We start from the raw sequence: 13,829 nt of genomic DNA, 5'->3' as shown, positions 1-13,829 counted from the left end.
TGAGTAAGCTTAGATCGTTTTGTCCTTAAAGCGACAAATGTCCGTCAGCTTGCATTTGGTGCACTCGGGCTTCCTGGCCTTGCAGATATAGCGGCCAAGAAGGATCAACCAGTGGTGGGCGTGCAGTTTGAAGGGATCGGGGATCACCTTCATCAGCGCGTCTTCAACCTTGTCCACATTCTTGCCGGGCGCGAGGCCGGTGCGGTTCGAGACGCGGAAAATATGGGTGTCCACGGCGCAGGTCGGTTGGCCGAAGGCGATGTTCAGCACCACATTGGCGGTCTTGCGCCCGACGCCCGCCAGCGCCACCAGTTCTTCCCGCGTCTGGGGCACCTTGCCGCCGTGTTTGTCAATCAGATCACGGCACAGCTTGATGACATTTTCGGCCTTCGAGTTATAGAGCCCGATGGTCTTGATATGCTCCTTCAGGCCGTCAACGCCGAGCGCCAGCATCTTTTCCGGCGTGTCCGCCACCGGCCACAGGCTGCGCGTGGCCTTGTTGACGCCCACGTCTGTCGCTTGGGCGGACAGCACCACGGCAACCAGAAGCGTGAAGTCGTTGACATATTCAAGCTCGCCCTCGGGGTTCGGGTTGTCTTCCGCGAGGCGCGCGAAAAAGTCGAAAATCTGCTGGCGGTTCAGCTTGCTGTATTTCCCGGCCATGATGCTCCCTTTCCCTGGTCCGCTTCCGTCTTAGCCCAGCGTACGGGGGCGATCAAGGCACGCCAGCGTGAGACACAAAAAGGGCCGCCCCGAAGGGCAGCCCTTTCCGGACACGTTACTGGCCGAAGTCAAGCGGCTGACTGGGCCAGAAGGCGCCTCTCTGGGATCGGGAGATGGCAGACCATGGCAAGGAAACTGAGGCCAATGCTGAGCACCCAGACGAAATCGTAGGACCCCGTCGCGGCATAGAAATAACCGCCTAGCCACGCGCCCACGGCCGCGCCCACCTGGTGGCTGAAGAAGACGATGCCAAAAAGCGTCGCCATGGTGGCCGGCCCGAACATCACGGACACCAGCCCCGCCGTCAGTGGCACGGTCGACAGCCACAGGAATCCCATACCGATGGCGAATCCGTAAATCAGGTTGGGGCTCAGGGGCAGGCTGATGAAAGCGAGGATCAACAGGCCCCGCCCGCCATAGATGAGGCTGAGGAGGATGCGTTTGCTGAACTTGCCACCAAGCCAGCCGAAGAAGGAAGCGCCTACAATGTTGGAGAGGCCGATGAGCGCGAGTCCCCAGGCCGCTGTCTCAGGCGTCGCGCCCCGGTCGGCAAGCGCAGCGGGCAAGTGCGTCATCATCACGCCGATATGGAAGCCGCAAACGAAGAAGCCAAGATTGAGATAGCGATAGCCGGAGAAGGAGAAAGCGCTTTTCGCGGTGTCACGGAAGGAAAAATCAGCGCTCGCCAACGACGGCGTGGAGGCCTGCGCCCGGCCAAGTCCCGCGATCGTCACCGCAGGCACAATCAGGATAACAAGCGCGAGCAGCAGCAACACCGATTGCCAGCTATAGGCCGCAAGAAGGCTTTGGCCCGCGGGCGCAAACAGAAACTGCCCCAAGGACCCTGCCGCGGTGATGAGGCCGGAGGCGAGCGAGCGGTGCTCTTCCGCGACCAGCTTGTTCACAGCCGCGATCACGATGGTGAAGCTGCACCCTGCCATGCCAAGCCCAACAATCACACCCGCAGACAGCCCGAAAAGAACGGGACTGGTCGTCACGCTCATTGCCGCGACACCGACAGCATAAAGTACACCCCCATAAGCGAGCACTTTCACCGGCCCGAACCGGTCTGCAAGCGCACCTGCGAACGGCTGGGACAGGCCCCAGAACAGGTTCTGCAATGCCAGCGCAAGGGCGAAGACCGTGCGTTCCCACTCGTAACTCTGGGTAATGGGTTCGAGGAACAGCCCGAAAATCGTGCGCCCGCCGAAGCCGATCAGGGAAACGACCGATCCCGCGAGGATCACGAGAAATAGTAGATTGAGTGGATGCCTGTGCATCGATGTATCAGAGGATTGCATCTTGCTGTCCTGTCTATTGTTTGATCAACAGATAGGCAGCAATTATAAATTCTTCAAATTCATAATATTTAACCAAACATTCCCAAATGGAATATTTAGGTCTGCAGGCTGAAATAGCCGAGGATCGTATCCCTGATGTCCGCAAGCTCTCCAAGATCGGGGGCGTGATAGAGCGCGATATTCACCACACAGTGATAGCCCGTATCAGGGATGGCCTTCAGCATGCGCGCCGCCGGCAGCTGGCGTACCATGCGCGTCGGGTACAGACCATAGGCCAGCCCTTGCGCTAGGAACATCAACTGCAGATGTGTGTCGTATGTCTCCGCCACCACATTGAGCTCCTGCCCCTCACGTTTTAGCGCCTCGGCCAGCGCGCGACGGAAGTCGCACCGCCCCGGCGTCAACACCCAGCCAAGTTCATTCAACTCGGCGAGCGACTGTGTACCGCCATCTGCGAGGCTTTGGCTCGCGAACACATCGATCCGTTCCTCTGCGACAATCGTGTGTTCCATGAGGCCCTCTGTCGATTTGGCCGACTGTTCGACCCCGATGACAAAATCAAGCTGCCCGGCCCCGAGTGCCAGCAACAGATTTTCCGTCCAGTCGCAGGTGAAATGTAGCTGAATATTGGGGAAGGTCGCCTTGATCTCGGAAACCAGCACGCCCGAAAACAGGCTGATCATAGAATAGGTAATGCCAATTCGCACCTGTTGGGGCTGCGAGAGGCTAAGGAAATCCGCCTCCATGCGCGCCACATCGCGCACGATGCCTTGTGCGCGGGCAACCGCCTTCAGCCCCGCGTCCGTCAGGCTGATCGGCTTCGATGTACGATCAAAAAGCTGGGCGCCCAGTTGCTGCTCGAGCCGCTGGACAAGCTTGGTAACGGCGGGCTGCGTGAGCCTGAGTTCCTGTGCTGCCGCCTGAACCGAAAGGGTCCGGGCAACTGTCAGGAAAGCCGTCAGCTCATTGATCTTGATGGTCACCCGCGTGCTCCCAAGTTACCTGCCCGCCACCTCGGCAATCAAGCTGTCCGTTACACGCACAAGCCGCTTCAGGTCGACGTCGCGCGACAGCCGGTGGTCGCCGCCCGGCACCAGGATCACTTCCGTGTCCTCCCCGGTGATATTGTCGGCGATCTTGAGGGCCGTCTGCCACGGCACGTCCGCGTCAGCCGTGCCCTGAATGAGCCGCACGGGGATATCCAGATGGATCGGGCCGTTGTTGATGCGGTTCTGCCAGCCGTCATCGAACAGCTCCTTGGTAAACACATAGGGGTCCGGCCCATAGTCGGAATAAACCTCAAGCCTGCCTTCCTCTATGATGGTCTGCTGGTCCTCGGCGCTCATGGCGTCCCAGTGCCAGACGGTGAAATCAGGCGCGGCGGCGATGCCCACAAGGCCCTTCACCCGCCCCGGCCGCGCCTTGGCCGCCAGCAGGGAAACCCAACCGCCCATGGAGCTGCCCACGAGGATTTGCGGCCCTTCGGTGAGCCAGTCGATAACCGCCAGCGCGTCCTTGAGCCACAGGCCAATGGTACCGTCAGCGAACGCACCCGATGACTGGCCGTGGCCGAAATAGTCGAAGCGCACAAACGCGCGCCCCACCCGGCGGCAATAGGCCTCGAGCTCCAGCGCCTTGCCGCCTTCCATGTCGCTCATGAAGCCGCCCAGGAACACAACGCCGGGGCCATAACCGGCGCTCTTATGGTAGGCTATTTTGGTGCCATGATCGGTTTTCAGGAAAGACGGCTGCGTCATTGGATTTTCCCCCACTGGATACGCTGTGACGTTTGGGTGACCCTAGCAGGCCTCTTTTTCGCGCTCAAGCACACAAAAACCTAGGCTTTGCTTGACTTCCGTGCGGACCGTAGTTAACTCGCCGTTCGACTATTTTTTTACACCAAGGAAACCAAACCGATGAACGAGAATGTGAGTGTCCAAAACCCGGTCAACCTGCGCCTGCCAGACGGCAGCGTGCGCACGTTTGATGGCCCGGTGACCGGCACCACACTCGCGGCTGACATCGGCCCGGGTCTCCTGAAGGCTGCGCTTGCCATCAAAGTGAATGGCGAGATGTGGGACCTGACCCGCGAAATCGAGGAAGACGCTGACGTTTCCATCGTGACCAAGCGCGACACGGAAGACGCGCTCGACATCCTGCGCCACGACTGCGCGCACGTGATGGCCGAAGCCGTGCAGGAACTGTTCCCCGGTACACAGGTTACTATCGGCCCGAACATCCAGGACGGCTTCTTCTATGATTTCGCGCGCGACAAGCCCTTCACCGAAGACGACCTCGCGGTGATCGAGAAGCGCATGCATGAAATCGTGCAGCGCAATGAAGACATCACCCGTGAAGTGTGGGACCGGGATGACGCCATCGCTTACTTCAAGAAGATTGGCGAGCATTATAAGGCCGAGATCATTTCCGACCTGCCGGAAGGTGAACCGATCACCGTTTACCGCCAGGGCGAGTGGCTTGACCTGTGCCGTGGCCCGCACCTGCCGTCCACCGGCAAGCTGGGCGACGCCTTCAAGCTGATGAAAGTTGCGGGCGCTTACTGGCGCGGCGACAGCAAGAACGCCATGCTGACGCGCATCTACGGTACCTGCTGGACTGACAAGAAAGAGCTGAAAGCCTACCTGCACCGGCTTGAAGAAGCCGAGAAACGCGACCACCGCAAGCTGGGGCGCGAGATGGACCTGTTCCACCTGCAGGAAGAAGCACAGGGCAGCGTTTTCTGGCACCCGCAGGGCTACACCATCTGGCTGCAGATGGAGAAATATATCCGCAGCCGCCTTCAGGGCGCCGGATACCAGGAAATCAAAACGCCGCAGCTGCTGGACAGCAAGTTCTGGGAACAGTCGGGCCACTGGTCCAAGTTCCGCGAGAATATGTTTGTGGTGCCGGATGAGATCCCATCGACAGAAGAAGACGCGCCGATCGTGTCTTCCGACGCCAAGCTGATGGCGCTGAAGCCGATGAACTGCCCAGCCCACGTGCAGGTGTTCAAGCAGGGCATCAAGAGCTACCGCGATCTGCCGATCCGCTTCGCCGAATTTGGCTGCTGCCACCGGAACGAAGCGCACGGTGCGCTGCACGGCCTGATGCGCGTGCGCCAGATGACGCAGGATGACGCGCACATTTTCTGCCGTGAAGACCAGATCACATCCGAAAGCGTGGCTTTCTGTGACCTGCTGGCATCCGTGTACCGCGATCTTGGCTTCCCTGAATTCAAGGTTCTGCTGGCCACGCGCCCCGAGACACGCGCCGGCGAGGACGAAACCTGGGACAAGGCTGAAGCCGCGCTGGAAAATGCGCTCAAGGAAACCGGGCTTGAGTATGATTTCGCACCGGGCGAAGGCGCTTTCTATGGCCCGAAACTTGAGTTCCACCTCAGTGACGCCATTGGCCGGACCTGGCAGTGCGGCACGCTGCAGCTTGATTTCGTGCTGCCCGAGCGCCTGGACGCAAGCTTCGTTGGCGAAGACGGCAACAAGCACCGGCCTGTGATGCTGCACCGGGCGATTCTGGGCACGCTGGAGCGTTTCATCGGCATCATGATCGAGCATTATGCCGGCCGCATGCCGCTGTGGCTGGCACCAACGCAGGCTGTTGTGACGCCGATTACATCTGACGCCGACGACTATGCGAAGGAAGTGTTTGCCTCACTTGAGGCCGCCGGTTTGCGCGCCAAGCTGGACCTCAGGAACGAGAAAATCAACTATAAGGTCCGGGAGCACAGCCACGCCAAAGTGCCTGCCATCCTTGTGGTTGGCGGGCGCGAAGCGGAACAAAAAACCGTCAGCGTGCGGCGCCTTGGCTCCAATGACCAGACGGTTTCACCGCTGGTTGATGTGGTCGCAGCGCTCAAGACTGAGGCAGAAATGCCGTCAGGCAAGGCATAAGAAAGCAAATCCCAAGCGTTTCAAGGCTTTGCAGGACCTGAAAGAACAGTTATAGTACATCCATTGGCGGGTAGCTGGGCTACTCGCCAACATTTTGAACGGTCTAACGAAATATAGGAGAACTGACCATACGTAGAGGGCAATTTGCGACCCCACCCAAACAGGAAGGGCCGCGCGTGAACGATCAGATCCGGGTACGCGAAGTACGATTGATCGGAGCAGAGGGTGAAAACCACGGTGTTGTTTCAACAGCGCAGGCGATGGATATTGCACGCGACAGCGGGCTAGATCTCGTGGAAATCTCGCCGAATGCGGAACCCCCCGTATGTAAGGTTCTCGACTACGGCAAGTTCAAGTACGAGCAGCAGAAGAAAGCCAACGCTGCACGGAAGAACCAGAAGACCCAGGAAGTCAAAGAGATCAAGATGCGTCCGGGCATCGACGTCCACGACTATGAAACCAAGATGAAGAAAATTCACCAGTTTATCGCCAAAGGCGACAAGGTGAAGGTAACCATCCGTTTCCGTGGTCGTGAAATGGCGCACCAGGAGCTGGGGATGGAAGTCCTCAAGAAGGTCGCCGCCGAGATGGAAGAAGAAGCCAAGATCGAGGCACGGCCTAAAATGGAAGGTCGTCAGATGATCATGGTTATCTCGCCCAAGTAAGCAGGCTTCCTGCTCAAGAATTCAGAAAACCGCCCTCATTCGGGGCGGTTTTTTATTGGTCAGTAGATTGCCGCGGCGCTCATGCCGCCATCCAGCAGCAGATCCTGTCCGGAAATGATTGAGGCTGCGTCACTTGCTAGAAACAGGCAGGCATGCGCCACGTCTTGTGGCATAACCACCCGCCCAAGCGGCGCTTTTCCACACCAGGCCGCCAGACCTTGAGGCCAATCGGTCTCAAGCGTGTCCCGCCAAACAAGGCCCGGCGAGACGCTGTTGACGCGAATGCCAAATCGCCCCAGCTCCTGCGCTGCCGACCGGGTAAACATGATAACTGCGGCCTTGGCACTGTTATAGTGGCTGTGTTCCGGCCCGGGGATCGAACCGGAAATGGACGCGATATTGATAATGGCGCCGCCCCGGCCCGTGTCCTTCATGCCCTTTGCGGCCGCCCTTGTGCATAGCACCGTCGACGTGACATTAGCGTCAAACATGGCCTGCCAATCATCCTGACGCATTTCCATAACGCTTGCGTTCGGATAGATGCCCGCGTTATTGACCAGAATGTCGGGCGCCACCCCTTCTGCCTTGAGGCCTTCAAACAGCGCTTCAACATCCGCTTCGCGTGTAAGGTCCGCCCTTACTGCGCACGCCGTGCCCCCACTTGCTTCTATCATAGCCACAACCGCCTCGGCCTCCGTGGCTGAACTGCGGTAATGCACTTGGACCCGCGCACCAGCATCAGCCAGACGCTGTGCAATCACAGCGCCAATGCCGCGCGCACCACCAGTTACCAAGGCATCTTTGCCAGACAGATCGTAAAGCTGTGAAAGGTTGGCTGGCACTGGCTTGTCTCCCCTTATGTTCAGTCCCCGTCCCATGGGGCATGATGGAAATCGTCAAAGCGACGACCTTCCTTGATAACCACATCCATCAGGCTATGGCGATAGAATTTAACCGTGCAGCCACTTTCAAATGTTACCAGATGGGGCTGGCAATAAGGTCCCTGGTCCTGAAATTCAGCAAACCTGTCTTCATGCTCGTGGCAAAAATCGTCAAACGTTTCGCCGACCACAAGTCCGACATGCTCAAGCCCCATGGGATAGTCTGCCAGATGTACCGGAGGAATTAGCTCAATCAGGCGCACCTCGTGCTGGTCGTCGAGCTCCAGGGGTTCCTCCAAAAGGATTTTCGAGATCGGCCTGCCCCTCCAGACATTTTCCACATTGGCAATGGCGTGTGCTTCAAGTGCCTCACGAGCCGCAAGATATTCCGCGTAAGTTCTGGTCCGAAAGGCAAGATGACTGACCGGCATAGGGTCCAGTACAAAACCAGCCTTTCCCAAGTCTGCCATCTGACGCGCAAAGAAAGCACGGTAGTCACCGATAATCGCTTTTAAGGTCATAGTTTCCATCCTTTGTGTCGTGACGGGCCCTTTATCCGCCTTATTTTGGAAAAGCTAAACGTTCCCACGCCGCAAAAAAACTGGTAACTTTTCAAATATCATTGAGAAAAACTCAAAGCTTGTGGCCTTGTCATGGCTGCTGGATGGAATAGCACACCATGCCTGAAAACACCCCCGACGCACGGGATAACCTGCCAAACCTCAATGGGCTCCGCGCCTTTGACGCTATCTGCCGGACAGGCACGGTCTCTGCCGCCGCTGCGGCCCTGGGCGTCACACCAGGTGCCGTCAGCCGACAATTGAGCCAGCTTGAAAGCACGCTCGACCGCTTGCTGTTTGCCCGCAAGGCCGGACGCCTGGCCCTCACCAGCGAAGGGGAGGCCTACGCCAGGGAAATCGGCCTCGCCTTCGATATGATTGGAAAAGCCACGCACGATCTTGTCGCCGGACGCGACAACGACAGGCTCGTGATTTCCTGCTCTCCCTCTTTTCACCTGTGCTGGCTCCTTGGTCGGCTACCGCTTTTCGAAGCCCGTCACCGGTCAGTGGAAGTTGTGGTTCATACCGAGCTGACAACCCACAGCAACCGGGCGGACATCGATGCTTTTATCAGCGTTTATCCTCTGCCGAATGAAGATCAGATGATCCAGACGGGCTTCATGGCCAATCACAGCGGCCCGGTTCTGACACCGGCCCTGGCGTCCACCCTTTCGAAGGGCGAGGCCCCTCCCTTTGCCGGCATCCGCCACCTGACGCTCCGGCGAGAGCCTGATATCTGGCACGAATGGTATGAAGAGGCTGATGTCAGGGAAGCAGCAAATCCCGCCACGGCAGAGCTGGATCACATGTTTCTTACCATCGAAGCCGCCAAAGCTGGGCTTGGTGCCGCCATCGCACCCTACAGCTATGTGGCACAGGACATCAGGGATGGCACCCTTGTCGCGCCCTTCGGCTTCCTCAGGCGCAAAGTTTCCTATTTTGTTGCATGGCCCACCAGCCCAACGCCAAAGCCCACCCTCAAGATGTTCGTCGGCTGGCTGAAGGAAGAGGGTCAGAAAACGCCCGAACCTGAAAATTCCGGTTCATGACCCAGCTATTCATGTGAAAGCTGGCAATATTCCCGCATATTCAACTAGTATTCCCATCATGACTTCCAAAGAATGTGTCGTGTTTTCAACAAACTACAGGGTGGCATTGAATGCACTGGCACCACTCGGCGGAACTATCTTGTGCCGGGACCAAGAAATGGGGCGCAGGGCGTACCGGGCGTACGGCCAAGCGCCTTTTCGCAGGGAACGGTGCAAAAGAGACCGCCGAAAAGGAGACCAACATGAAGTTTGGCGATTATTTACGACAGAAACGGGAAGAGCTTGGCTTGACCCAGCCCGAGGCCGCAGCGAGGGCCGAAATTGAACAGTCTTACCTGTCGAAACTGGAGACAGGCAAAAGCTATCCATCGGAAGATATCTTCACCCGGCTGATGACAGCATACGGCATCAAGGTGGAAGAGCTGTGCCGGTCAGTGTTTTCGGCGGAACTCGATAAGCTGAGGGAAATCAGGGAAGTGCGGGCCACCTTGCTCGCGCGTCAGAAGGGCGAAGCCCGGCTGATGCGCGGCTGGCTGATCGCCGGCCTTGTCATGATCATGGTGGGTGCGGGCATGCTCGGGCTTGCCGTGTCCGTTCCCAGCAACCTTGCCACCAGCTATATGTACCGGTCAGAAGGTGTGATCAAAGATGGTGAGTCGCCGATGATCTATGAGTTTCTGGCCGTCGGAGGACCAGACAGCGAGAATAAGACACTCACAGACAGGATCGACTATGACTTCCAGGAGATTGATACTTTCCGCGGTGACACCTTCATCCAGAAGGTAGATGGAGGCTTTCGCAAATACACTTTCTACAACACCCGCGAACACAGCCACCCGTCGGCCATTAGTTGGCATTATGGGCTTGGCACCATGTTTCTCTTTGGCGGGCTGGCCTGCTTCTATATTGCTCGCCGCTGGCGATAAGAGACGTCAAGGCATCACAGACAACCGGCCTTTCGGGGCCGGTTTTTTGTTGTGAAATTCGCAACATTACGGCACGATCCGGCCAAACATGTTCCCTCAATCAAGACGAGAGCACCATGGACTTTTCCGCCATCCGCACCTTCTGCCGCGCTGTTGAGGCCGGCAACCTGACAGCCGCCGCCAAGGCGCTGCATATCACCAAATCTGTGGCCAGCCGGCGCATCCAGTCGCTTGAGGATGGGCTTGGGGTCAAGCTTTTGGCACGCAACACCAAAGGTGTCACACCCACGGACGAAGGTGCTTTGTTTTATGAGCGCGGCATCCGTATCCTCGATGACGTGGAAGACGCCGCCCAGGCGGTCAAGCACACGAGCGAAAACCTGGTGGGTACGCTCCGGCTCACAGCACCACGCAGTTTTGCCGATATCAAGCTCGCAAAACCCCTGATGCAGTTCGCGCACCAACACAAGGGGCTAAAGCTGGAGCTGAACCTCACGGACGAGCGGGTGGATATCATCGGCGGCGGGTTTGACCTGGGGCTCAGGATCGCGCCGGAGCTTAACGACACCAGCCTGATTGCCCGCAAGATATGCGATATCCGCCATCATGTGGTGGCCAGCCCGGCCTATCTGAAGGCGCATGGCACGCCGAAAAAGCCCGAGGACCTCAAAGACCATAACTGTGTCTTTTATTCGAACGTGGAAGCCGCCAAACAGTGGCGGTTTGGTGAAGGCGCAGACGCCCGCGCGGTCCGGGTAACGGGCCAGGTGACGTCAAATTCAGGACAGGTGCAACTGGCTGCCGCGGTTGAAGGCGTTGCGATCGCCACCCTGCCGGACTTTTTCCTGGAGGATGCCATCAGGGACGGTCAGGTGAAGCTGCTGTTCCCCGACATCCCGCGGCCAAAGTCCTACCTTTATGCCCTTTATCCTGAGCGCCGCCTGTTGCCCCTGAAGGTGCGGCTGTTTATCGACTTCATGGCTGACTGGTTCGCCGGTGATGAAGGATGCCAGGTGGACTAATTCTTCGGCAACGGGTTTTCCTGCACCCAGCGAAGGGCTGCATCCAGACGGGGCACCAGGCTTTTATGCTCGCGCCTCAGGACGGTATAATAAGGTAATGGCTCCAACGGGTGCAACGCGATATCCGTCCGGTCGGGAATCAGGTTCAGGAGGCTTTTCTCAAGAAGCCCTGCGTCCACCCGGCCCACACGCAACAGCTCCATATAGCGGACTGCCGACGTGGTTTTGACCGGGTCGATGCCCAACTCGGCAATCCGTTGTTCCGCCCATCGGTGCCCGCCAAGAATAGCCACTCTGTAGGGCTTCAGGTCTGCCAATGTCTGAATATCCAGCTGCTGGCTTTTCAAGCTCAAGGCATACATCTGGTCGATGAAGAAGGGAGTCGGCAACGCAACAATGTCATCAGCATGCTGCTGGACCCACAGCCCGGTTCGCAGCATCTCACCGTCCAGATCACCATGCAGGATCATCTGCTCGGCGCGCCTGACAGGAATCTCAACCAGTTCAAGGCACAGGTCGGCACGGTCGAATATCCGCTTCGCCGCCCCCGTCACAAGCTCTAGCGTTTCCAGCTGCAAGATGACACCCATGCGCAGGCAGGCATCGTCAGCCGTCAGCGCCTTTGGGCTCCAGAGAACCAGAGATGTCAGGAGCAACATCAGATTTCTGAGGAAACCGACCACCAGATGGAACCCCTATTGCTTGATCGCGGGACTTCAGCCTAGCAACCAAAGGTTTGAACATGGTTAAAGCGCAGGATTCGACCTTAAGGGGTTCGACATCCGGGGCGTTCGAAATTATGCAACGCGGGCTTGGGACAAAGCCCCCTACAAGCGACGCGCCTTCGTCCCTATCTTAGTCTCAACACCAAAGGAGATAGACGATGGGACTTCTGATCGACGGCGAATGGCACGACAAGTGGTATGATACCAAATCCACCGGCGGCAAATTCAAGCGCAGCGAAAGCCAGTTCAGGAACTGGGTCACCGCAGACGGCAGCGCCGGGCCAACCGGCGAGGGCGGCTTTGAAGCCGAGGCCGGGCGCTATCACCTCTATGTATCCTATGCCTGCCCCTGGGCGCACCGGACCCTGATCGTTCGCGCGCTAAAGGGCCTTGAAGACATGATCAGCGTTTCCGTTGTGGGCATGACCATGCTGGAAAACGGCTGGACGTTTGATGAAAGCGACGGCAGCACCGGCGACGCGCTTTTTGGCGCTGACTTCATGCACCAGGTCTATACCCGCGCGGACGCGGACTATAGCGGCCGGGTGACCGTGCCGGTCCTGTGGGACAAGAAGCGCGAAACCATCGTCTCGAACGAAAGTGCGGATATCATCCGCATGCTCTCGACTGCATTCGACGACCTGGGCGCCAGGGCGGGCGACTATTACCCGGAACCGTTGCGCGCCGAGATCGACCCGATCAATGACCGCATCTACGACACGGTCAACAACGGCGTTTACAAGGCCGGTTTTGCCACCACACAGGAAGCCTATGAGGAAGCCGTGCTGCCGCTGTTTGAAACGCTGGACTGGCTTGAAGGCCACCTGGCGGACAACCGCTATCTGGCGGGCGACCAGTTCACGGAAGCCGATATCCGCCTGTTCACCACACTGGTGCGGTTCGACCCGGTCTATGTGGGGCATTTCAAATGCAACATCCGCACGCTGAGGGAATACCCGGAACTGTCAGCCTACGTGCGGGAGATTTATCAGATGCCCGGGGTGCGCGAGACCGTTCATATGGACCATATCAAGACCCACTATTATGCCAGCCACAAGACCATCAACCCGACCGGCATCATCCCCAAGGGCCCGGATATTGACCTGATGGCGCCCCACGGCCGCGACTGGCTGTAGGCAGGGCGAAGGAGGCACACCATGAAACGCAAGATCAAGACATTGTTTGAGGCCGTGGCCATGCCCGAAGGCCAGGGCGTGACGGTGCACCGCAGCATCGGCCGGCGGGGCATGATGAACCTGGACCCCTTCCTGTTGCTGGACGAAATGGTGCTGCCGCAGGACGCGGACGGTGCCGGGTTTCCCCAGCATCCGCACCGCGGTTTCGAGACGGTCACCTATATGCTGTCCGGCCGCATGGAACACGGCGATACATCCGGGAACCGGGGCATCATCGGCCCAGGCGACGCCCAGTGGATGACCGCCGGGCGCGGCATCGTGCATTCGGAAATGCCTGTGGCCTCGGGCGAGGACGTGCACGGCTTCCAGCTATGGGTGAACCTGCCCGGCGCGAAGAAAATGATCCCGCCGCGCTATCAGGATGTCTCAAAGGACGAGATCCCGACCGTAATGGGCGACGGCTACACCGCCCACCTGGTCGCGGGCGAGCTTGATGGCCATGAAGGTGCCGTGCGCGATATCGCGGTCCAGCCCTTCTACGGTGACATCACGCTGACGGCTGAGGAAGCAACGCTGCCGATCCCTGAGGGCCATACGGCTTTCATTTACGGCATTCAGGGCGGGCTGTCCGTTGAAGGGCAGGCTTTCCCAACCCGCACCCTCGCGGTGCTGACAGACGGCGACAGCGTGACCGTAAGGGGCCGACCCGGCGCCCGTTTCCTGCTGATCGCAGGCGCCCCGATCGGTGAGCCCGTGGCGCGCTATGGCCCGTTCGTGATGAACACCAGGGACGAGATCATGGCCACGCTGGACGACTGGAACAAAGGCACGTTCCTGAGCGCAAGCTGACCGTATTTTCCCTCAGCAAGCCGGCAACTCCTCCTCCAATGCCCCCGGGCACTGGCTGCTGGTTTCTTCGCTTAAGCCTGAGGG

14 protein-coding genes are annotated in these 13,829 nt (G+C 58.6%); 7 read left to right on the top strand and 7 right to left on the bottom strand.

All coding sequences use genetic code 11. From position 1 onward, the window contains the following. Nucleotides 1-9: 9 nt before the first annotated feature. The 4 genes from nth to B3Z17_RS08770 form a co-directional block, all read right to left on the bottom strand. Nucleotides 10-642 carry an endonuclease III gene (gene nth / locus B3Z17_RS08785; protein ID WP_349680314.1) on the bottom strand — a complete coding sequence of 211 codons (633 nt, stop codon included), beginning with the start codon at nucleotides 640-642 and terminating at the stop codon, nucleotides 10-12. A gap of 149 nt (nucleotides 643-791) precedes the next feature. Then, a complete protein-coding gene (locus B3Z17_RS08780) occupies nucleotides 792-2,024 on the bottom strand; it encodes an MFS transporter (protein WP_286829465.1) in 1,233 nt (410 codons plus the stop codon). 95 nt (nucleotides 2,025-2,119) lie between these two features. Continuing rightward, the gene (locus B3Z17_RS08775; RefSeq protein WP_286829464.1) at nucleotides 2,120-3,007 is read right to left on the bottom strand and encodes a LysR family transcriptional regulator; all 888 of its coding nucleotides are present in this window, start codon (nucleotides 3,005-3,007) and stop codon (nucleotides 2,120-2,122) included. A gap of 15 nt (nucleotides 3,008-3,022) precedes the next feature. Then, entirely contained in the window at nucleotides 3,023-3,781 is a 759-nt protein-coding gene (locus B3Z17_RS08770) for an alpha/beta fold hydrolase (RefSeq protein WP_286829463.1), read from the bottom strand. Nucleotides 3,782-3,940: 159 nt separating this feature from the next. On the opposite strand from B3Z17_RS08770, the gene thrS reads away from it, so the two are divergent. Next, nucleotides 3,941-5,932, top strand: coding sequence for a threonine--tRNA ligase (gene thrS / locus B3Z17_RS08765; RefSeq protein WP_286829462.1), 1,992 nt, complete (start codon nucleotides 3,941-3,943; stop codon nucleotides 5,930-5,932). Between the two features lie 176 nt (nucleotides 5,933-6,108). Beyond that, the gene (gene infC / locus B3Z17_RS08760) at nucleotides 6,109-6,597 is read left to right on the top strand and encodes a translation initiation factor IF-3 (RefSeq protein ID WP_286829461.1); all 489 of its coding nucleotides are present in this window, start codon (nucleotides 6,109-6,111) and stop codon (nucleotides 6,595-6,597) included. A 59-nt stretch (nucleotides 6,598-6,656) separates the two neighbouring features. On the opposite strand, the gene B3Z17_RS08755 is transcribed toward infC, so the two are convergent. Further along, nucleotides 6,657-7,439, bottom strand: coding sequence for an SDR family NAD(P)-dependent oxidoreductase (locus tag B3Z17_RS08755; RefSeq protein WP_286829460.1), 783 nt, complete (start codon nucleotides 7,437-7,439; stop codon nucleotides 6,657-6,659). Nucleotides 7,440-7,459: 20 nt separating this feature from the next. After that, complete coding sequence (locus B3Z17_RS08750) at nucleotides 7,460-7,999, bottom strand: VOC family protein (RefSeq protein ID WP_286829459.1); 540 nt, start codon at nucleotides 7,997-7,999, stop codon at nucleotides 7,460-7,462. A gap of 158 nt (nucleotides 8,000-8,157) precedes the next feature. Between B3Z17_RS08750 and B3Z17_RS08745 the strand changes: the two genes are divergently transcribed. The 3 genes from B3Z17_RS08745 (at nucleotide 8,158) to B3Z17_RS08735 (ending at nucleotide 11,035) form a co-directional block, all read left to right on the top strand. Further along, nucleotides 8,158-9,087: a LysR substrate-binding domain-containing protein gene (locus B3Z17_RS08745; protein ID WP_286829458.1), complete on the top strand. Its 930-nt coding sequence runs from the start codon at nucleotides 8,158-8,160 to the stop codon at nucleotides 9,085-9,087. A 110-nt stretch (nucleotides 9,088-9,197) separates the two neighbouring features. Further along, nucleotides 9,198-10,013, top strand: coding sequence for a helix-turn-helix domain-containing protein (locus B3Z17_RS08740; RefSeq protein WP_286829457.1), 816 nt, complete (start codon nucleotides 9,198-9,200; stop codon nucleotides 10,011-10,013). Nucleotides 10,014-10,129: 116 nt separating this feature from the next. Next, nucleotides 10,130-11,035 (top strand): LysR family transcriptional regulator, encoded by a 906-nt coding sequence (locus tag B3Z17_RS08735; protein ID WP_286829456.1) that lies wholly within the window; start codon nucleotides 10,130-10,132, stop codon nucleotides 11,033-11,035. Here B3Z17_RS08735 and B3Z17_RS08730 read toward each other — a convergent pair. Then, nucleotides 11,032-11,694 carry a substrate-binding periplasmic protein gene (locus B3Z17_RS08730; RefSeq protein ID WP_286829455.1) on the bottom strand — a complete coding sequence of 221 codons (663 nt, stop codon included), beginning with the start codon at nucleotides 11,692-11,694 and terminating at the stop codon, nucleotides 11,032-11,034. The two genes, B3Z17_RS08735 and B3Z17_RS08730, sit on opposite strands and share 4 nt — an antisense overlap. 224 nt (nucleotides 11,695-11,918) lie before the next feature. On the opposite strand from B3Z17_RS08730, the gene B3Z17_RS08725 reads away from it, so the two are divergent. Together B3Z17_RS08725 and B3Z17_RS08720 are read left to right on the top strand one after the other, a co-directional pair. Further along, nucleotides 11,919-12,896, top strand: coding sequence for a glutathione S-transferase family protein (locus tag B3Z17_RS08725; protein WP_286829454.1), 978 nt, complete (start codon nucleotides 11,919-11,921; stop codon nucleotides 12,894-12,896). A 21-nt stretch (nucleotides 12,897-12,917) separates the two neighbouring features. Beyond that, nucleotides 12,918-13,745, top strand: coding sequence for a pirin family protein (locus tag B3Z17_RS08720; RefSeq protein ID WP_286829453.1), 828 nt, complete (start codon nucleotides 12,918-12,920; stop codon nucleotides 13,743-13,745). The last annotated feature ends 84 nt before the right edge of the window (nucleotides 13,746-13,829 follow it).

The organism is Kordiimonas sp. UBA4487, assembly GCF_002389025.1.
GTDB classification, from domain to species: Bacteria; Pseudomonadota; Alphaproteobacteria; order Sphingomonadales; family Kordiimonadaceae; genus Kordiimonas; species Kordiimonas lacus.
The sequence above is the reverse complement of the archived record's forward strand: the minus strand, read 5'-3'. Positions and strand labels throughout refer to the sequence as shown.